The 22,200-nt window shown below is 48.8% G+C and carries 8 protein-coding genes and 4 pseudogenes; 6 read left to right on the top strand and 6 right to left on the bottom strand.

Annotated elements, in window-relative coordinates:
- Nucleotides 1–89 precede the first annotated feature (89 nt).
- The 3 genes and pseudogenes from gyrA to HMPREF0080_RS06590 form a co-directional block, all read right to left on the bottom strand.
- Nucleotides 90–2,531: pseudogene (gene gyrA, locus HMPREF0080_RS06600) on the bottom strand (DNA gyrase subunit A).
- A 138-nt stretch (nucleotides 2,532–2,669) separates the two neighbouring features.
- Nucleotides 2,670–3,629, bottom strand: coding sequence for an L-lactate dehydrogenase (locus tag HMPREF0080_RS06595; RefSeq protein WP_006790587.1), 960 nt, complete (start codon nucleotides 3,627–3,629; stop codon nucleotides 2,670–2,672).
- Between the two features lie 31 nt (nucleotides 3,630–3,660).
- A pseudogene (locus HMPREF0080_RS06590) lies at nucleotides 3,661–7,405 on the bottom strand (phosphoribosylformylglycinamidine synthase).
- A 364-nt stretch (nucleotides 7,406–7,769) separates the two neighbouring features.
- Here HMPREF0080_RS06590 and HMPREF0080_RS06580 point away from each other — a divergent pair.
- Nucleotides 7,770–8,384, top strand: coding sequence for a hypothetical protein (locus tag HMPREF0080_RS06580; protein ID WP_006790583.1), 615 nt, complete (start codon nucleotides 7,770–7,772; stop codon nucleotides 8,382–8,384).
- 134 nt (nucleotides 8,385–8,518) lie between these two features.
- Complete coding sequence (locus tag HMPREF0080_RS06575; RefSeq protein WP_006790582.1) at nucleotides 8,519–9,706, top strand: M20 metallopeptidase family protein; 1,188 nt, start codon at nucleotides 8,519–8,521, stop codon at nucleotides 9,704–9,706.
- Between the two features lie 72 nt (nucleotides 9,707–9,778).
- Here the strand turns inward: HMPREF0080_RS06575 and nifJ are convergent, their stop codons facing one another.
- Both nifJ and pepD read right to left on the bottom strand, forming a co-directional pair.
- Nucleotides 9,779–13,297, bottom strand: a complete 3,519-nt coding sequence (gene nifJ / locus HMPREF0080_RS06570; RefSeq protein ID WP_006790581.1) for a pyruvate:ferredoxin (flavodoxin) oxidoreductase — start codon at nucleotides 13,295–13,297, stop codon at nucleotides 9,779–9,781.
- A 274-nt stretch (nucleotides 13,298–13,571) separates the two neighbouring features.
- Nucleotides 13,572–15,017, bottom strand: a complete 1,446-nt coding sequence (gene pepD, locus HMPREF0080_RS06565; protein ID WP_006790579.1) for a beta-Ala-His dipeptidase — start codon at nucleotides 15,015–15,017, stop codon at nucleotides 13,572–13,574.
- Between the two features lie 232 nt (nucleotides 15,018–15,249).
- Here pepD and HMPREF0080_RS06560 point away from each other — a divergent pair.
- The 3 genes and pseudogenes from HMPREF0080_RS06560 to eno all read left to right on the top strand — a co-directional run bounded on the left by HMPREF0080_RS06560 (nucleotide 15,250) and on the right by eno (nucleotide 19,166).
- A pseudogene (locus HMPREF0080_RS06560) lies at nucleotides 15,250–17,323 on the top strand (OPT family oligopeptide transporter).
- A gap of 159 nt (nucleotides 17,324–17,482) precedes the next feature.
- On the top strand, nucleotides 17,483–17,872 hold the full coding sequence (locus tag HMPREF0080_RS06555) for a DUF488 domain-containing protein (RefSeq protein ID WP_040347433.1): 390 nt from the start codon (nucleotides 17,483–17,485) through the stop codon (nucleotides 17,870–17,872).
- Nucleotides 17,869–19,166 (top strand): annotated as a pseudogene (eno, locus tag HMPREF0080_RS06550) (phosphopyruvate hydratase). The gene HMPREF0080_RS06555 and the pseudogene eno overlap by 4 nt, the downstream one beginning before the upstream one ends.
- A gap of 332 nt (nucleotides 19,167–19,498) precedes the next feature.
- Here the strand turns inward: eno and HMPREF0080_RS06545 are convergent.
- A complete protein-coding gene (locus HMPREF0080_RS06545) occupies nucleotides 19,499–20,446 on the bottom strand; it encodes a diacylglycerol/lipid kinase family protein (RefSeq protein WP_050808842.1) in 948 nt (315 codons plus the stop codon).
- 237 nt (nucleotides 20,447–20,683) lie between these two features.
- On the opposite strand from HMPREF0080_RS06545, the gene HMPREF0080_RS06540 reads away from it, so the two are divergent.
- Nucleotides 20,684–22,117, top strand: a complete 1,434-nt coding sequence (locus HMPREF0080_RS06540; protein ID WP_245527250.1) for a gamma-glutamyltransferase family protein — start codon at nucleotides 20,684–20,686, stop codon at nucleotides 22,115–22,117.
- Nucleotides 22,118–22,200: the final 83 nt, after the last annotated feature.

Raw genomic sequence — 22,200 nt, 5'->3', positions numbered from 1 at the left:
TTTAAGGCGCTCCTTTTTATACTCATAAGCCGTTATTGCCCGTCCCGGCGTTTATTTTATACTACAGCAACGTCCCCTGCACTTTCTCATCATCGTTGCCCATGGGCAGAAATTGTATCCAGCGCTGCTACCTTATCATTTTCCTCAAGCTTCTGAATTTTTACTCCCGACGTATTGCGTCCCTTTTTGATACCGATACTTTCAATATCCGTCCGGATAACAATGCCGTTTGATGTAATGAGAATCAATTCCTGCGTATCGCGAACAACTTCGACGCCGACGATGACGCCCGTCTTTTCGGTAATCTTAAAGTTTTTCACTCCTTTACCGCCGCGGAACTGCACCTTATACGCATCAACATTATTGCGTTTACCGAACCCTTCTTCACTGACCGTAAGGACCTGTGAATCGGGAGCAAGAATATCCGCACCGATAACAATGTCATCTTTGGCAAGACTGATCCCCCGCACGCCGCGCGTATTTCTGCCCATGGGCCGCACATCCGTTTCGCTGAAACAAATCGCCATGCCCTGCTTCGTCGCCAAAATGATATTCTGATTTCCCTTGGTCATGCGCACCTTTGCCAAGTGATCCCCGTCGACGAGAGAAATGGCAATGAGGCCGTTACGCCGAACATTGCGGAATTCATGAAGAGCCGTCTTCTTGACAAGACCTTTTTCCGTCGCCATGAAAAGATTGGCCTGCGGATCGACTTGGTCGATATCAATAAGAGCATTGACTTTTTCACCCTGTGACAGGGGCAAAAGGTTGATAGCCGCAATTCCCTTTGAATTACGACTGTTCGCTTCGGGAATTTCATATTGATGAGGCGATAGACGCGGCCGAAATTCGTGAAGAAGAGAACTGTATTGTGAGCCGACGTGTAAAGCAGATGATTTACCGCATCTTCGTCCTTCGTCGTCATCCCCTTGATGCCGCGGCCGCCTTTATTCTGCGTGTGATACACATTGGCATTAATACGTTTGATGTAACCGCGGCGGGTCAACGTGAGTACCATGCGTTCATTCGGAATAAGATCCTCCACATTGAGTTCGGATGTATCCGTTTCAATCACAGTGCGGCGTTTATCCGTATATTTTTTCTTCGTTTCGAGAAGTTCGTCTTTGATGATACCCATCAATTTATGCTCATCAGCCAGGACGCTGCGTAAATAAGCAATCGTTTTTTCCAATTCGGCATATTCTTCCTGGATTTTATCACGTTCCAGCCCGGTTAACCGGCGGAGGCGCATATCCAGAATGGCAATTGCTTGTTTTTCACTGAGATCGAATCTGTTCATCAAGGCCTTTTTCGCAATTTCGTCCGTCGCCGATTCACGAATCGTCCTGATAACCTCATCAATATGATCAAGCGCTATAAGCAGACCTTCCAGAATATGTGCCCGCGCCAAGGCCTTGTCCAATTCGAACTGACAGCGACGGGTAACGGTGATCTTACGGTGTCCCAGGTAGTATGCCAATACTTCTCGCAACGTAAGAACACGCGGATGACCGTCCACAAGGGCCAGCATAATAACGCCGAACGTTTCCTGCAGCTGTGTATGCTTGTACAATTTGTTGAGAATAATATCGGGATTGACATCGGCACGCAATTCGATGACAATACGCATGCCCTTGCGGTCCGATTCATCACGTAACGCCGTAATACCGTCAATATCCTTATTACGCGATAACTCGGCAATGCTTTCGATAACGCGGGCCTTATTGACCTGATAAGGGATTTCCGTAACGACAATGCGATTTTTCCCCTTGGACATCGGTTCGATTTCTGCACAGGAACGCATTTTCACGCTGCCGCGGCCTGTTGAATAGGCCTTTACAATCCCTTCGCGGCCGAGTATCTTCGCCCCTGTCGGGAAATCGGGCCCCTGGATTTTCGTCATCAACCGTTCAAGCGGCACTTCAGGGTCATCGATCATCATGACGAGGCCGTCAATAACTTCACCTAAATTATGAGGCGGAATGTTGGTCGCCATGCCGACAGCAATACCGGCCGAGCCGTTGACAAGAAGATTGGGGATTTTCGCGGGAAGTACCGTCGGCTCCTGGAGAGATCCGTCATAGTTGGGCATAAAATCGACTGTTTCCTTATCGATGTCAGCCAACATTTCTCCGGTAATCTTAGCCATACGAACTTCCGTATAACGCATGGCCGCCGCCGAGTCGCCGTCGACAGAACCGAAGTTGCCGTGGCCGTCAACAAGAGGATATCGTGTCGAGAAATCCTGAGCTAAGCGAACTGTTGCATCATATACCGAGCTGTCGCCGTGGGGATGATATTTAACCCAAAACTTCACCGACAATACGGGCCGATTTCTTATACGGTTTATTCGGTGTCATACCGGCTTCGTGCATAGCATATAAAATACGGCGATGTACGGGTTTTAACCCGTCACGCACATCAGGCAAAGCACGCGTAATGATAACGCTCATAGCGTAATCAATATACGAATTCTGCATTTCATTTTCTAAGCACACGGGCAACACTTTATCAAATTGCTGTTCGTCCACAATGTCACCTCAATTAATAAATTATTCATAAGCAAAAACAGCAGCTCATAACCGAAGTTATGAGCTTATCCGCTTTATTATAGCAAAAATCGGAAACTTTGAACAGGTTTACTGAAATTGCCATAAATCATTTTTTATTTAGCGAGTCATCATTTCCGCCCGTTCCAGGAACGAACGAATAATATTGCATGATGTGTGGAACTTTTCCTGTTCTTCCGGCAAAAGAGGCACCTCCAGAATTTCTTCAATACCGTTTTTACCGAGAACGCAAGGCACGCCGGCTACAACATTTTTTTCACCATATTGTCCTGTAAGAACTGTCGAGCAGGGCCAAATGAGCTTTTGATCATGCAGGACGGCGCGAATAATCATAAGTGCCGCATTGGCAATCCCGAATTCGGTGCAGCCTTTAAAGTCCACTTCCAGGTCACCGGCACGCTTGACCTGTGTCTGTAACTCCTCCGGATCCACATTGCTCAGCTCTTTTTTGTCTTTAATGAATTCTAAAAAAGGCCGGCCGTTAATGCGAACGGTTGACCATGCAATAAAGCTGGAATTACCGTGTTCACCGAGGCAGAACCCTTGAATGGAATGACGGGAATAGCCTGTCAGATTGCCAATGATGCGCAAAAGCCGGTACGTTTCGAGACTCGTGCCGGTACAAAAACAGCGCTGCCAGTCCCAATTCATGCGGCGGCGGATGTATTCGCAAATAATATCGGCCGGGTTGGATATACTGAGCATAATGCCGCGAAAATCGACTTTTTTCAGATGAGCAATGACCTCATCCGCCATACGGATGGAGTCATCAAACATATCAAGCCGCGTTTCACCGGGTTTACGGCTGCGGCCGAAGGCCATGACAAGAATATCCGCATCATTAAGTTCTTCATATCCACCGGCACGAACGGTCGAATCACGGCCGCAGGCGGCACCTGTAACGGCGTCATCCAGATCATATGCCTGCCCGACAGCTTTATCTTTATCAATATCAATAAGAACAATATCGTTCGCTTCTCCTGCCTGAATAAGCGCCAATGCTACATGCGAACCGACATGACCGGCTCCGACAATAATTATTTTCCGTGTTTTATACATATCCGCTCTCCTTTATTTCTAAGTATGCCTTTTATTCAAAATATGCTACCCCCGCCGCAAAGATAGGCTGTATCTTGTTACCGGAAATATTTTTGAAGGATGTTTCCCCTGTATAACGCTCCGTATGAGCCATTTTGCCGAAAACACGCCCGTCGGGACTGGTAATCCCTTCTACAGCCATGACGGACTGGTTAGGATTATACATACTGTCGTATGTCGCCGCCCCGTCGGAAGCAACATATTGTGTTGCAATCTGCCCCTTAGCGGCAAGTTCATAAATCTGTTCCACTGAAGCAACAAAGCGCCCTTCGCCGTGTGAAACGGCAAGCGTGTGTATATCACCCGTCTTGGCATTACTGAACCAGGGGGACATAACGGATACGATCTTTGTATCGACCATACGCGAAAGATGACGGCCGATTGTATTATATGTAAGGGTCGGGCTGTACGCATTAAGAGGCTGAATATAGCCGTACGGCAAGAGGCCCAGTTTAATGAGCGCCTGAAAACCGTTGCAAATCCCGAGGACCAAACCGTCCCGTTTATAAAGGAGGTCTTCCAACGCTTGGGCAAGAACGGGATTACGGAAGAGGGTAGCAATAAATTTACCTGAACCTTCCGGTTCATCACCGGCACTGAAACCGCCGGGAACATTATGATCTGCGCCCGGGCAATACGTTTTTCCATTTCTGCAATAGAGGTCATCAATGCCTGCGGTGTTTCGTTACGCAAGACAAACGTATCCGTTACGGCGCCGGCAGCTTCAAAGGCGGCAGCCGAATCATATTCGCAGTTCGTCCCCGGGCAAACGGGAATAAAGACGCGCGGTTTACCGAAAGATTCACTTCGTTTCGGACCGTAAGTCGTGAAAACAGGCAACTCGGCACTGCCTGTTACAGCGGTACTCTGAACAGGGAATATTTTGGCAAGCGGTTTCTCCCAAGCTTGCAGCAACTCATCCAGGGCGATGTGAACATTTCCGACAATCGCTGCGTCAGTCGTCGTTGTCGTCGCGACAACGGTTCTGTACGCATGCGCGGTCCATGTCTTTGCCGTTTCACAATCCGTTTCGACGACAAATGCACCGTAGCGAAGAGCAAATAGATCCGCTGCCGCAATATCAGCTGCCGTCATAAAGCCGATCCCGTTGCCGAATGCCATCTGTGCAAGCGCGGCCGCTACGCCGCCTTGTCCCACAGCACGGGCGGCCTTTACTTTGCCGGAAAGAATTTGTTCATGAAGGAAGTCGCATTGGTCTTTAAATATAACCCAATCAATAACATCGTCATCGTCATGCGGTACATCAAGGAGAATGACGGCATCACCGGCGGCCTTAAATTCGGGAGAGATCACATTTTTGGCTTTTTCCGTAACCACGGCAAAGGATACGAGTGTCGGCGGTACGGTCAGGTTTTCAAAGGTACCGCTCATACTGTCCTTGCCGCCGATTGCGGCAATTTGCAGCTCCCGTTGTGCCGTATAAGCACCTAAGAGTGCAGCTACAGGTTTCCCCCACGCGTTAACCTCCGTACCGAGACTCTGGAAAAACTCCTGAAACGTTAAGTACGCCTTTTTACGGTCACCGCCGAGAGCAACCAGCTTCGCCACGGACTGGACTACTGCATACAAGGCGCCGTGGAAAGGACTCCACAGAGCCAGATCGGGATCGTACCCGTGCGTGAAAATACTTGCCGTTTCCGTCGTAGAACCGACATCTACGGGTATACACGTACCATACCTTCAACCGGCGTCTTCTGATATTTACCGCCAAAGGGCATCAATACCGTACGGGCACCGACAGTACTGTCAAAACATTCGGCTAAGCCTTGTTCGGACGCGATATTGAGAGTTCCCATCACATCAATGAACCTCTGTTTAACGTCCTTCACGCCTTTAGGCGCAAAAAAACTGTTGCCCTGCGGTGCCGTTACATAAGCCTCACGCTGCTGCATGACACCGTTTGTATCAAGAAAAGCACGAGAAAGATTAACAATTTTATCACCGCGCCAATGCATGATCAGCCGCTGCGAAGCGGTAGCGGAGGCAATAATCGTCGCTTCCAGATTTTCTTCCGCCGCGTATGACATGAATGTGTCCACGTTTTCAGGCGCTATGACGACAGCCATACGTTCTTGGGACTCGGAAATAGCCAATTCCGTACCGTCAAGTCCTTCATATTTTTTCGGGACCGCATCAAGATTGATATCGAGACCGTCCGTTAGTTCACCGATAGCAACGGATACACCGCCGGCGCCGAAATCATTGCACCGTTTGATGAGTGTCGTTACTTCAGAACGACGGAAGAGGCGCTGAATTTTACGTTCTGTCAGTGCATTTCCCTTCTGTACCTCGGCACCGCTCGTTTCAAGTGACGTAAGGGTATGCTTCTTCGACGAACCCGTGGCGCCGCCCATACCGTCACGTCCGGTTTTGCCGCCGAGAAGGATGATGACATCGCCGGGCCGCGGCGCTTCACGCACAACATTGCCGCGCGGCGCCGCACCGAGAACCGCGCCTATTTCCATACGTTTAGCCAAAAATCCGGAGTGATAGTATTCTTTTACTTCTCCTGTAGCCAAACCGATCTGATTGCCGTACGAGCTATACCCTTTAGCGGCACCTGTCGTTATCGTACGCTGCGGCAATTTACCGGGAATCGTATCTTTTACGGCCTGACGGGGATCGCCCGAGCCGGTAACACGCATAGCCTGATATACATAGGCACGGCCGCTTAAAGGATCGCGGATACACCCGCCAAGGCAAGTGGCCGCGCCGCCGAACGGTTCAATCTCCGTCGGGTGATTGTGTGTTTCGTTCTTAAAGAGGAGGAGCCATTCCTCTTCCTTACCGTCTACATCAACGGGAATAACAATCGTGCAGGCGTTAATTTCTTCCGATTCATCCAGATCCGTAAGCTTACCGGCAGCTTTTAACTCTTTCACCGCCACAGTCGCCATATCCATCAAAGTCTGCGGCTTTTTAAGCCGCAATGCTTCACGCGTTGTTTTATATGCCTCATAGGCACGCTGTACCGGCCCGGCAAAGGGTCCGTCTTCAAACTTGATATTCGTCAGCTCTGTCATGAAAGACGTTTGCCGGCAATGGTCGGACCAGTATGTATCAATAACGCGAATTTCCGTAATCGTCGGGTCTCGTTTTTCTTCATCCCGGAAATAGCTCCGGCAAAAGACCAAATCGGCAAAACTCATCGCTAAATTGAGACGGACGCGCAACGCCGCCAACTCCGTCTCGGACATAGCCGTAAACCCATTGATATATGCCACATCAGCCGGTCGCTTCCAAGTCATTTCCAGTGTTTTCGCCTCATCAAGAGACGCTTCACGCGCTTCAACCGGATTAATGCAATACCGTTTAATAGCTTCTTTATCGTCAGGCGACAAGACCCCCGTAAAGACAAACACACGCGCCGTACGCACAACGGCATCATTTTGCATCGTCAACATTTGCAAACACTGCATCGCCGAATCGGCGCGCTGATCATACTGTCCCGGCAAATATTCGATTGCCAGGATCATATCGGCGCCGTCTCCGGGCAGTTCACTGTAAACAGTGTCAACAGGCGGTTCAGAGAAAATCATATCTTCATTGCCGGCAAACGTCTTGTCATCAAGACCGCTCACATCATAACGGTTATAAAGCCGGACATCCTTCAGTCCGCGGATCAGTAAATTTTCTTTTAAATCCGTAAGCATACGCCTTGCTTCATCAGCAAAAGCACGCCTTTTGGCAACATATAAACGACGGATGGATTGCATCAAGTGACCCCCTCAAATCGATATAGAACTCCAGTCATGTACGAGTTTATTGTACCCCTATACAGCTCTCACTGGCAAGGAAAAATGCCTGCGCTGTACGGTTTATATGGACAAAAACAGAAAGAATGTGTAAGATGTGAACAATGGAAGGATCAGTCCTTATAACCGGAGTACCTCCGCAGACGGAAAAGCGCGGCGATACTTTAAAAACAGACTGTATTTCACAACCGTTGCAGCGACTCAATCAGAGACACGCGAATCGTTTTCGTATAAAAAGTCTCTGCGATGATAAATGGGCTTTGATATATCCCGATGCTGCCAAAACCACGTAAATCACTGCTATTGTCCCTTACAGGAGGCATACATGCGCGCTCAATTTTTTGACGGGTTTAACTTTAACGACCGTAAATACAGTATTGTCGCCATAGAAAGGCCGGAAGAACTCTTTTCTATAAAAGATGTTCCCATTCGGCCGACCATGTTTGATGAATCATGTATTCGCGGCTGGTCCGCCATTTATACATTATCGGACGGTAAGCAACTTATTCTTTCCCGTCTTTTCACTAATAACGGCGATGAGCCGGCGCCTGCACTCTACGGAGTCGAACCGGTTTCTTTCCATTCACCTGCAGGTGATCTGCAATATAATTTAAACCTGTCTTTAACTTATACGGGTTCCTTTCTCATTGCCTATGATTTTATTCATGAATATTTCATGCCTTTCGGGTTTCAACTCCCTCATGCCTTCAAAACGGTATTTGAGCTGTCCTTCGAAAACGGTATATATACTCATGTGGAGAGTCGTTCCGAAGCGGCCCGCCAATTGCGCATCAATTATGAACCGCCCGTAAATTCACGGAAGAAAATGCAGTTGAAATTCGGCACAGCGCTTAAAGGTAAATCTCAGGAACACGGATTTGATGATGAAATCATAAGCCAATTCATGGATATCAGTTATGATACGAAATACTTATTCTGACTGAAAAAAATCACTTGAGACAAGAAAATTCCAACAGGAATATATACATTTATTATCATTGCACACTCCTTAATATATTCCCTGAAACATTATGACGGTAAACAGCGTATCACTACAATGCGGAGGTAACAGGCATGAACAAGCACATACAAGAACTGGTTAGCCGATACGGAAATAAAGTAGTTGAAAACAGACGTTACCTGCACGCCCATCCGGAACTTTCCTTTCAAGAAGAAAAAACGGCCCGGTGGATACGCGATGCTCTTATAAAAGCGGGTATCCCTATGCTTGAAGGCATCAGCGGCAACAGCACGGTCGGTTATCTCAAAGGAGAGCGGCCCGGTCCTTCTATCGGTCTGCGAGCCGATATTGACGCCCTCGGTCTTGTTGAAGAAAATAAGCTCCCTTATAAGAGCATTACTCCCGGCGTCATGCACGGCTGCGGTCACGACGCGCATACGGCCGTCCTTCTGGCGGTCGCCGAAATCCTTGCGGCACATCGAGAGCTTATCAAGGGTACGGTCTACTTCGTCTTTGAGCAGGCCGAAGAGTTTCTTCCCGGTGGTGCCGTACAGCTCGTGAAAGACGGGATTATGGATAAGATCGACTACATGTTTGCCATTCATGTCGATGCTGAAAATCCGGTCGGCACTATCGACATTGAAGAAGGCAGCCGCTTTGCAGCCGTCGGCACGTATGACTTCAAAATCACGGGCAAAGGCGGCCACGGCGGCTTTCCCCACACGGCAAACAATCCGCTTCTGCCGATAAGTCACTTGATTTCGTCCCTTAACCTTATACCGGCATTAAAATGCGACCCTTTGGCGAACTGCACAATAACGGTCAGCTATCTTCATTGCGGTATCGACGGTGTAGCTAACGTCATACCCGAAAAGGCCGTCATGGGCGGCTGTGTACGCGCACTTGACACACATCTGCGCGATTTCATGATGTCTGAAGTCGAACGGCTCGGCCGCGCCGTCTGTGCCGCATATAACTGTGACATTGAGGTATCCACGGTCTACGGGTATCCGGCAGTCGTCAATAACGGCAACTGTGTTGCTCTTATGGCTGATGCGGCAGACGAGCTAGGGATCACGCGTCTCCATGTTCCTCCGCGTTTGGGCGCCGAAGATTTCTCTTACTTTGCGGAAAAGAAACCGTCCGCCATTGCCTGGTTCGGCCTGGCCGATCCGTCAGGAACGCATGAGCCGACACCGCATCACAGCCCGAAGTTTTATCTGTCCGATGAAGACGGCTTACCGCTGGCCCTGATGTATATGCTCACAGTATACTGCAAAGCATGCGAACGGTTTCATTAAGATAAAAAAAAACGGTGTACAAAAAGAGACGACAACCGTGCGGTTGTCGTCTCTTTTCCGTTTACATCATGATTATTTATCCGTCGCGTATGCTTTTTCCATTGCCACATACGATTCATAACGATCTTTTGCATCCTGTTCGGCCTTTTCAAAGAGCGCTTCCGCACTGTCGGGGAAGGTCCGCAAAAGTGAAGAGAAGCGGGTTTCGCCCATGAGGAAGTCTCTGAAATTAGCTTTAGGCGGTTTCGAGTCAAGAATGAACGGGTTTTTACCTTCCTTCTTGAGAAGCGGGTTGTATCTCCACAAGTGCCAGTATCCGGCCTCTACGGCGCGTTTCTGTTCAAGCTGACTCTGGCCTTGTCCGACTTTCAGACCATGATTGATACAAGGCGCATACCCGATGATGAGGGACGGACCCGGATATGCCTCCGCTTCCTGAAGCGCTTTCATGAACTGATTCTTGTCGGCGCCCATAGCAACCTGAGCTACGTATACATAACCGTATGTTGCTTCCATTAAACCGAGGTCTTTTTTCTTCGTCTTCTTACCGGAAGCGGCGAACTGAGCCACGGCCGCTGTCGGTGTAGCCTTGGAAGCCTGTCCGCCCGTGTTGGAGTATACTTCCGTATCGAAGACAAGAACGTTAATATCTTCATTCATTGCGAGAACATGATCCAGGCCGCCGTACCCGATATCGTATGCCCAGCCGTCACCGCCGAAAAGCCACTGGCTCCGCTTAACGAGGAACTGTTTCATCTTGTACACCTGTTCCAAGGCGGGTTTGCCGTCTTTTTCAGCTTCCAGAAGCGCAATGACTTTAGCCGCACGGTCACGGGTACCGGTGCCTTCATTCATCTTTTCTTTCCATTCAACCAGCGCCTCTTTCAGCTCCGGACCGGCAACTTCGACAGCGGCGTCAACATAGGTGGCAAGAAGTTTACGTTCCGCTTTTTCAGCTACGAGCATACCGAATCCGTATTCTGCATTATCTTCAAAGAGGGACGTCGCCCATGCGGGACCTTGCCCTTTTTCATTTTTTGTGTAACCGCAGGTCGGCGCACTGCCGCCCCATACGGACGAGCAGCCGTGAGCATTGGCAATCATCATGCGATCACCGTAAAGTTGTGTAATAACCTTACAATAAGGAGTTTCGGCACAGCCTGCGCAGGCGCCCGTAAATTCAAGTAACGGCTGTTCAAACTGACTGCCGATAACCGTCAATTTGTCACCCGGGTTCGGTTTAACCGGCAAATCAATAACATAATCCCAAATAACGGACTTATTCTCTTCTTCGTCAAACGGTTTCATTGTCAACGCCTGCTTCGGGCAAACATGCGTACAGCTGCCGCAGCCGAGGCAATCAAGAACAGATACTACAATACTGTACTTATAGTCCGGAGCTATTCTGATGTCTTTATTCGTATACCCTTCCGGTGCACCGGCAGCTTCTTCCGGCGTGAGGAGGAAAGGACGGATCGCCGCATGTGGACATACGAAAGAGCACTGGTTACAACCGATACATTTTTCCGCATCCCAGCTCGGTACGAACATGGCAACGCCGCGTTTTTCTTCAGCAGCCGTACCGGTCGGCCAGTGGCCGTCTTCACGGCCGTCAAAAGCACTGACCGGAAGGTCGTCGCCTTCAAGACGATTTGTCGGAAGAGCAAATTCCTTATAGAAGTCCGAATGCCTGGACAAGTCCGCTTCTTCGTCCGCCGCTTCGGCCCAAGCTGCGGGAACATCGATTTTGACGATATTTTTAAGGCCTTCGTCGATAGCCGCATAGTTCTTGTTAACAACTTCCTGACCTTTCTTGCCGTATGACTTGACAACCGCTTCTTTTAACTTCGAAATAGCGAGGTCAACCGGAATAACTTCAGAAAGCTTGAAGAATGCCGACTGCATGATCATGTTGATACGGCCGCCCAAACCGATGGACTGCGCAATCCCTACACCGTCAAGGATATAGAACTGCACGTCGTTCTTAGCGAGAGAGCGTTTCAACTGTGCCGGTAATTTTTCTTCCAATTCTTCCGGTTTCCAGACCGTATTCAAAAGGAAGGTACCGCCCTTCTTGATGCCGCGGAGGAGGTCATAACCATAAACATAGGACTGCCTGTGGCAGGCGATGAAATCGGCACTGTTTACGAGGTACGGCATATTAATCGGGTTGGAGCCGAACCGCAAGTGTGAAACGGTTACACCGCCGGATTTCTTCGAGTCATATGCAAAGTACGCCTGCGCATACATATCCGTGTTATCGCCGATAATCTTGATAGCGCTTTTGTTTGCGCCGACTGTACCGTCAGAGCCGAAGCCCCAGAACTTACAGGCTTTAAGCCCTTTCGTGTTGAGATGAACATCTTCCTTGCGCGGCAAGGATTTAAACGTAACGTCATCAACAATACTGAGCGTAAAGTCGTTCTTCGGTTCATCCTGTTTGAGATTGTCAAAAGCGGCAATAACGTCAGCAGGTAAAAATTCTTTTGAAGCGATACCGTAACGGCCGTTATAAATCTTCGGATGTACGTCCGCCCGTGCAAAGGACGCGGCCACGCTGTGATACATAGGTTCACCGTTGGCACCGGTTTCTTTTGTACGTTCCAAAACGGCAATTTTCTTCGTCGTTTTCGGAAGTGCTGCAAGGAAGTGTTTTTCCGACCACGGACGGAACATATGAACGTTTATACAGCCGACTTTTTCACCTTTATCAACCAGGTATTTGACCGTTTCTTCAATGGTCTGTGCGCCGGAACCGATAGCAACGATAACATATTCCGCATCGGGAACTCCCGTGTAATTAAAGAGATGATATTCACGGCCCGTAATTTCGTGAATCATCTGCATGTACTTTTCCGCCGTTTCAGGCACCTTATCATAGAACTTGTTGAGTGATTCTTTGTGCTGCATGTAAACTTCAGCAGACTCGCAGAAAGCGACGGCTTCCGGATTGTCCGGATTCATACCGCGTTTGCGGAATGCTTCAACCGCTTCCATATCAAGCATAGGACGAAGATCTTCGTAGTCGATAACTTCGATTTTCTGTAATTCGTGAGATGTACGGAATCCGTCAAAAAAGTTAATAATAGGCACACGACAGGAGATTGCCGTAGCATGCACAACAGCAGAAAGGTCCATAACTTCCTGGACGCTTGATTCAGCCATCATACAGATACCTGTGCCGCGCATAGCCAAAACATCATCGTGCCCGGCGAAAATAGTGTACCCGTTTGATGCAATCGTACGGGATGCGGCATGAAAAACTGCCGGCAAAAGCTCGCCCGCTACCTTAAACATGTTTGAAAGCATGATCATCATGCCCTGAGATGATGTAAATGTTGTCGTCAAAGCACCCGCATTCAACGCGCCGTGCAACGTACCGGCAGCACCTTTTTCGGACTGCATTTCTTGTACGAGTACAGGCACGCCGAAGAGATTTTTGCGGCCGTGAGCCGACCATTCGTCAACATGTTCCGCCATAGGCGAAGACGGTGTAATCGGGAAGATAGGCGCGACTTCCGTAAAAGCATAGGCAATGTGAGCCGCCGCTTCGTTACCGTCCATTGTCTTAAAAATTTTCTTTCCAGTCATTTAATTCACTCCTTTATATTTGTAAAAACATACATCGCATATAACGTTCCACTATAGCATAATAATGTATGCATTCTTTAAAATCATTGTATCTAAAAAAAATCGGCGCCACAAGGAAATTTCGGAAGCTTCGTTCTCCGTGAAAGTTCACCGGAAAAGTACATAAAAAGGGAGAATGCGATAACAAAGGCATTCCCCCTCTTTTGAGCAGGTGGCACTAAAAAAAGTACCACTCTCAAAATTTATGAAATTGTCACAACCGGCTTATTTAAGCTCAGCCAATTTTTCCAACGTACCGCTCAATAACCGTGACAAGCTGGGCTACCGTATCAAGTTCAACACATTCGTCGGCACTGTGTATATCGTGAGTTTCCGGTCCGACGGAAACAATATCAAGTTCCGGATTCAGAGCATAAAGGAATCCCGTTTCCAGACCGCCGTGCATGGCTTCAATACGCGCCTCTTTATTCATTACTTTTTTATATACGTCAGCCATGAGAGACCGCAATTTACTATGCGTGTTTTCTGTCCAAGCAGGCATGGGGGTACCCATATGCACTTCTGTGCCGGTCCGTTTAGCAACGACAGGCATGGTCAGAAGGAAGTCGCGTAAGCGAGCATCACTGGAGGATCGGGGGAAATATTGAAAAGACAGCGTCTTTTCCGTCGTCGTAATCGTGCCCAGACTGGCTGAAAGATCGGGCAAGGTCGGAATTGAGCGATTCATGGCAAAAACGCCTGAGTGAAGCAGGTTAATGACATCGACAACAGCTTCCGTATCTTCTTTGGAAAATACGGTTGCCGGAACTTCCGCCGCAGTTGCTTCAAACACGGCTTGCTGTTCGAAATCGCCGTATATAAGGCGGAATTCTTTTGCCGCTTCCTGTACCGTCGCTTCAACAACAGGACCGTCTTCTTTCCGGACAACGATTGTCGCCGCCGCATCGGACGGAATAGCATTCGCCGCAACGCCTCCGGTATAATCCGCCAGAGCGTACTCAATCCCCTTGTCGGCAAGGCGACGTAATACCGCAGCCACGGACTTAATTGCATTAGCACGGCCTTCGTTAATAACTTCACCGGAATGTCCGCCTAAAAGTCCGTGTACACGGACAACTACGGCAGCATCACCGCCGGGAACCTGCCGATGAAGAGTACGGCTGAAGTCCATATGGCAGCTGCCCGCCGAGGCAACGCAGATAACATCAATCGATTCGGAATCGCAGTTAATGACATACTTGGCATCTTTTACATGGTCGGCACTAAGTGTCGTAGCACCGGTCATATTCGTTTCTTCATCAACCGTAAAAATAAGGCGCAACGGGCCGTGCTTGATTTCCTGCTGAAGGAGATAGAGCGAAACGGCAACGGCAATGCCGTCATCAGCACCCAGGCTGGTACCGTCCGCACGGAGAATATTTCCTTCGCGGACAAGTTTAATCGGATCCTTTACGGGATCATAGACAACGCCCGGTTTAGATACACAAACCATATCCATATGGCCTTGCAATACGGTTACGGGCGCATTTTCATATCCCGGTGTAGCCGGTACATCGGCGATGATATTATACACGTCATCCTGTCTCGCCGTAACACCGAGTTCGGCAAGACGACCGACAATATAATCGCTTACTTCTTTTTCATGATGAGACGGCCGGGGATGTCCGGCAAGACCTTCAAATTCCTTTAAAACGCCGGCAATAATGTCTTCCTTTGTCATAACAGAACCTCCTCAGAGCAATAGTGGCACTACTTCCTAATTCTATTGGTATTATTATAACACGGTCACCGGAGTACGTCTTAAAAAAGCGCGTCTTACTCGGCAAAGAACAGACAACAACGATACTTTATTCGCAAAATGGTGACAAAAAAACAAACAATATAGTATACTGTTTGTAAATTAAGGTGCAAAAGGCGTTGCTTTCGCACACAATTAAAAAGGAGGAAACTATATGGTTTCAAACACTGAGCAGACCGTATACCCGTCCCTTCCGGAATTAACCTTCAGGGGTATGTTCCTGGGGATGCTTATTACGGTCATCTTCACGGCCTCTAATGTATATCTGGGGCTGAAAGTCGGCTTAACGTTCTCATCATCTATTCCGGCCGCCGTTATCTCCATGGCTATTTTGCGCATGTTCAAAGACTCGAACATACTGGAAAATAACATGGTCCAAACACAGGCCTCCGCTGCCGGTACGTTGTCGGCTATTATTTTTATTCTCCCGGGTCTTTTGATGATCGGTTACTGGCAGGGCTTTCCCTTCTGGGCAAACCATGATCCTCTGTGCCTGCGGCGGTTCTCTCGGCGTACTGTTTACCATTCCTTTACGTCGCGCCATGGTCGTACACAGCGACCTTCCTTACCCGGAAGGCCTCGCTGCGGCTGAAATCCTGAAAGTCGGCTCCGCCTCCCACGAAGAAGTGACAACCGACAAAAAAAAGAGTACGGGCATGAGGGATATTGTACAGGGTACGGCTCTCGCCGGTATTATCGGTCTCTGTGCTAACGGTTTTCATATTCTTTCATCCGAATTCAGTTATTGGCTTTCTTTCGGCAGAGCCACCACACAGATCCCCCTGGGCTTTTCCATGGCTCTTCTCGGTGCGGGCTACCTTATCGGTATTGCCAGCGGTATGGCTATTTTAGTCGGTACAGTACTGGCTTGGGCCATCTTCGTTCCTTATTTGACATCGGTCCTCTCGCCGGCCGAAGGCCAGGCAGCCGCCGCATTTGCTAAAACCGTCTGGGCTCAAAAAGTACGTTTTATCGGTGCCGGAACCATCGGTATCGCCGCAATTTGGACATTGATCAAACTCTTGGGGCCCGTTATCGACGGTATCAAAATGTCGATCAGCGCCATCCGCGAGAATGACTCGGCGGAAAAGAAAGCGCTTCATCATACGGATATCGACATGAGTCCCAAATCGGTAGGCCTCGTTTTCCTCGCTATCCTTGCCGGCCTCTTCTTTACATTCTACACCTTCGTCGCGGAAGCGGGTTTGCCCGGCACGGTGACGCTTATATATATCGTCATCGGCATTGTCGTCGCCGTTCTCATGGGCTTCTTTGTAGCAGCCGCCTGCGGTTACATGGCCGGTCTCATCGGTACATCCGCCAGCCCGATTTCGGGTATCGGGATCCTCGGTATTATCGTTTCATCCCTCGTCGTTCTCGGTGTCGGTCAATCCTTCGGCATCTTCGAAACGGCAGAAGGCACGAAATTTGCAACGGCTTTAGCCATCTTTATTACAAGCGTTATTGTCAGCATTGCCTCTATTTCTAACGATAACCTCCAGGATTTAAAGACCGGTTTCATCGTCGGGGCAACGCCGTGGAAACAGCAGGTTGCTCTCATTCTCGGCTCCGTTATCGGCGCTTTCGCTATTGCTCCCGTATTGAATCTGCTTTATCAGGCATACGGGTTCACGGGCGCTATGCCTCGTGCTTCCATGGATCCGAGTCAGGCTTTGGCCGCTCCTCAGGCAACCTTGATGACGACAATCGCTCAAGGTATTTTCAGTTCCCAACTTGAATGGAATTATATCCTCTTCGGTATCGGGGTCGGCGTAGTCGCGATCATCGTCGATGTCCTCTTAAAGAAAAACACGGCATCCCTCGCTTTGCCGCCATTGGCGGTAGGCATGGGAATCTACTTACCGCCGACCTTGGAAGTTCCCTTGGTCATCGGTTCCGTCATCGGCTATTTTCTTAATAAACATCTCTACGCCCGGGCTGAAAAACGCAGCCCCGATCATGTGGAAGAAGATGTGGAAGCATGCAAACACCGTGGTGTCCTCTTTGCATCAGGCCTCATCGTAGGTGAAAGCCTGTTAGGCGTTATCATTGCCATGATTATTGTCTTCTCCATTACTTCGGGCGGCAGTGAAGATCCGCTTGCTCTCGTCGGCAAAGATTTCAGCAGCACGGCCGATCTTCTCGGTTTAGCCGTCTTTGTACTTTCCATCGTCTACTTCATCTATCATGTTCTATCGACAAAGTTCACGGCAGAAGAAAAAGAATAATTTCTCTGCCGACGGGTACGGTTCCGCCGTACCCGTTTTTTAATTACATGCTCGCCGCCGATCGCCAATATTATAAAAACAGCCTGAGTGAGTAAATATAAATTCTTATTGTCCAGAACGGAAACTTTAGTATATACTACTGCCTAGGAGATGATTGCCATGGGCACATTACAGTGGAAACGGGTTTACGAAAAACCGACGGACTCTGACGGCTTTCGTATTCTCATTGATCGCCTCTGGCCGCGAGGCATAAAAAAGGAAGCGGCCGGACTCGACAGTTGGGCCAAAGAAATCGCACCGTCCGCCGAATTACGGAAAAGTTATCATCACGGTGAAATCAATTATGATGAATTTGCTGCCGCTTACCGTAGGGAATTGGATAAAAACAGTGCATTTACACCTTTCATCGAGCTCATTAGAAAACATCTTGAAACGGAAAATGTCACTCTCCTCTATGCGGGCAAAGACCCGGAAAAGAGTCAGATCCCTACATTACGAAATCATATTAATACTATATTACGGCACGAAGGAAAGGATGTTTACGAATGAAGAAACTTAAAGTTGAAATGATCGCAGGCCGTGAGATTATCGACTCTCGCGGCAATCCTACAGTAGAAGCGGAAGTTATCCTCTCCGACGGCACAAAAGGTATGGGGGCGGTTCCCAGCGGTGCATCTACCGGTCAATTTGAGGCATTGGAGCTTCGCGACGGCGATAAATCCCGTTTCGGCGGTAAAGGAGTATCTCATGCGGTCGAAAATATAAATACGCATATCCGCAAAGCTCTTATCGGCACCAATCCCTTTGATGCATACGCCGTTGATAAGGCCATGCTTACAGCCGACGGAACGAAGGATAAGTCAAGACTCGGCGCCAACGCCATTTTGGCAGTATCCCTGGCTACGGCTCAGGCAGCTGCGAGAATGCCCTGGAGCTTCCTCTTTATCGCTACATCGGCGGCATCAGCGGTAATCGGCTCCCCGTACCGATGATGAATATTCTGAACGGCGGCGCCCACGCGGCAAATACTGTGGATGTACAAGAGTTTATGATCATGCCCGCCGGCGCTCCGACCTTCCGTGAAGGACTCCGTTGGTGTACGGAAGTATTCCACACCCTTTCAGGCTTATTAAAAGAAAAAGGGCTCGCTACATCCGTCGGTGACGAAGGCGGTTTTGCGCCTGATCTCTCAAGCGACGAGGACGCAATCCGATACATTCTCGCAGCTGTTGAAAAAGCCGGTTACAAACCGGGCACAGACTTCGTTTTAGCCATTGACGCCGCTTCAAGTGAATGGAAAGGCACTAAGACAGGAGAATATATATTACCGAAATGCGGTAAAAAATATACATCTGCAGAACTCATTGAGCATTGGAAATCCCTTATTGAAAAATACCCGATCTGCTCCATTGAAGACGGTTTGGATGAAGAAGACTGGGAGGGCTGGCAAGCTATGACCAAAGCGCTCGGCAATAAAATACAGCTTGTCGGCGACGATCTCTTCGTCACAAACACAAAACGGCTCTCCCGCGGTATTACGCAAGGCAGTGCCAACTCTATTCTCATCAAACTCAACCAGATCGGATCCCTCACGGAAACACTTGACACTATAAAACTGGCGCATCATGCAGGATATACAACAATCATATCGCATCGCTCCGGTGAAACGGAAGACACGTCGATTGCCGACCTCGCCGTCGCTTTAAACGCGGATCAGATAAAAACGGGTGCTCCCAACCGAAGTGAACGGGTCGCTAAATACAACAGACTGCTTCGCATTGAAGACGAACTCGGCGACAGTGCCGTATATCCGGGATTCGCTGCATTCCAACAAAAGTACTAAAATGATTAAGACGTATGGCTATATAGTCATACGTCTTTTTTATTGGCTCTTTTACAAATGTTGGGTGTGGTACCCGGCAAGTCTTTCCCGGCATTGATCACGGTAGCAGTCGATGCCATTCTTTTGGCTTATCAATAAAATATGTATTCGAAAGCGTTCAAAATGTCGGAGTCCGTAACTGATATGCTTTTGTTTTGCAAAAAAAGAATGCTGAAGTCAACATCTTTCGCTGCCGACCCCAACATTTATTGTAGAATCTATAAAATCCGCAAAGACTATCTTTCTTTGCGGATTTTTTGTTGCAAGAACACTGCCGCAGCTGCCTACCCTTCTCATCCATGAAAAAGCTCTTTAGGTACAACAACCGGACTGAACCCGGTAGATGTCACCTTACGCGGGACATACACGGTTAAAAATGACGGCAGTACTGTTAATTCTAAAGGAAAATCCGGCCCCTTGTCGCCGTCCATGTTAGTTGTTAATTTTTCATCGTCTACAACGGAAATTCTAACCTTTTTCACCTGCTGTAATGTCATATACTCCGAGTTGATCGGAAGGCCCGCAAGGATCTCCGGAATAATTTTTAGGATGTCGAGATAGTTGAATTCCTTAAAAACAGCCAACCAAATAGTTCCGTCGTCGACTTTAGCCAGAGGAGCGATATTATTAAAACTGCCTACAGAGTTTGTCAGCATGGCCACGATCAGCGGCGATCGCCGCACTTCTACACCTAATTCGGACTCGATCTTAAAGAGAGATGTTTCTCGTGACTGCAATGCTTTAATGCCTGTCAGGAAATAGGCCATAGGCCCCAGACGCGTCTTCTGCTCAATTGATACATTACCGACCGCTTCAGGCATGGCGCCTGCAGCTATCGTATTGACGAAATAGCGGTCGTTAACTTTGGCTATATCCACTTTTACAAGCTTTGAATCCTTTAATGCGGCAATAGCTTCTTCCGGCTGCAAAGGAATATGAAGAGCCCTGGCCAGGTCATTTACCGTACCAAGGGGAATAAAGCCGAAATTAACAGCTTGCCCGGCCCGGGCCAACCCGTTTACGGTCTCATTGAGAGTCCCGTCTCCACCCATGGAAAAAACGGCGTCATAGCCTTTTTCCGCTGCCTCTTTTGCCCATGCGGTCGCATCTCCGGCTTTTGTCGTTTCACGCAATTCCACGACTTTAAACATAGTCCGAAGTTGTGAAACCAGATCGGTTTTATAATATTTCGCCTTTTCTTTGCCTGCCGTGGGATTGACAATTAATATGCAGCGGCTCAATGCTATTCCTCCCTCTCATCGGTCTCTATTTTATTATAGCGATAATAAATGGATTAGTGAAGATACGTAACGCATATGCTATAGTAGAATAGAATAAATGGCTTTGGAGGCTTATAGTTTATGTCATCATACTTCGATCCCTGCAGTTATCCCTATCCGTCACGACGTGAAATTGTTTACGGGCGAAACGGCATGGTTTGTACATCTCAAGCCTTAGCGGCGCAAGCAGGGCTGGATATGCTCAAAAAAGGTGGAAATGCCGTTGATGCGGCTTTGGCCACAGCCATAGCTCTAACCGTATTGGAACCTACCGGCAATGGCCTGGGCAGCGATCTTTTTGCTCTTATCTGGACAGACGGCCGGCTCTACGGGCTTAACGGCAGCGGTCATTCTCCGGCAAAAATGACCCCGCATATATTGGCCGAGCAAGGATATACGGAGATGCCTCTGTACGGCTGGCTTCCCGTGATGGTTCCCGGCGCGCCGGCTGCATGGTACGTCCTTCACGAACGGTTCGGCCGCCTCCCATTTGCCGAGTTATTCGGGCCGGCTGTCGCCTATGCCCGCAACGGCTATGCCCTTATGCCCACTGTGGGAACGCTGATGAAGAGCGAATACGAAAAATATGCCTCCTTCAATGATAACCCTGCCTTCGCAGGTCTTTTTAAAACCTTCTACACAAACGGCATTCCTCCGGTCGGCTCGCTCCTTACCTTGCCCGACCACGCAAAATCATTACAAAGTCTGGCCGAAACGAATTGTACCTCTCTATATACAGGTGAACTCGCCGACGCAATTGACGCATTTTCGCAAAAGACGGGCGGTCTTTTGTGCAAAGATGATTTAGCCGCATACAAACCGCTTTGGGTAGAACCGCTATACACAACCTACAAAGGGTATGATGTTTGGGAATTGCCTCCAAACGGACAGGGAGTAGTTGTACTCATGGCACTTAATATTTTAAACGGTATGGATTTTAAAAACCGCGACGATACAGGGTCTGTGCATACACAGATCGAAGCCCTGAAACTAGCCCTTACGGACGGTAAAAAATACATTGCCGACGCCCGTTTCATGAAAACGCCCCCCGCCTATTGGCTTTCAGAAGAGTATGCGGCAACACGCCGTGCACAAATCAGTGCCGAAGCCCTTTTACCGGAACCGATTGACCCCGGCAGCGGGGGAACGGTCTATCTCTGCAGCGCCGATCATGAAGGCAACATGGTTTCTCTTATTCAAAGTAATTACGACGGTTTCGGTTCGGGAATCGTTATTCCGGGCTACGGCATTGCATTAAATAACAGAGGCCATAATTTCAGTAACGATCCGTACAGCGATAATGCCATCGGTCCGCGTAAGCGCTCATACCATACTATTATTCCCGGGTTTCTCAGTAAAGACGGAGCGCCTATCGGCCCCTTCGGTGTCATGGGCGCATTTATGCAACCTCAGGGACAGTTGCAGATCCTGACAAATATGATTGACTCTCATCTCAACCCGCAGGCAGCTTTAGATGCACCGCGATGGCAGTGGAAGGGCGGTAAATATATTGAAGTTGAGACGAACTTTCCTGTAAAATTAAGAGAAGCATTACGTCAGAAGGGGCACGATATAACGATAAACCCGGAAGTCGCACCGTACGGCCGCGGGACAAATCATCTGGCGCACTGAAGATAAAACTTTCATGGGAGCAACAGATCCTCGCGCGGACGGGACGGTAGCCGCCTGGTAATTTAATAAAGGGGATATTCACG

Origin of the sequence: Megasphaera geminata F0357, assembly GCF_000239275.1 — a bacterium.
GTDB lineage: Bacteria > Bacillota > Negativicutes > Veillonellales > Megasphaeraceae > Megasphaera > Megasphaera geminata.
This window is presented reverse-complemented; position numbering and strand designations above follow the sequence as displayed.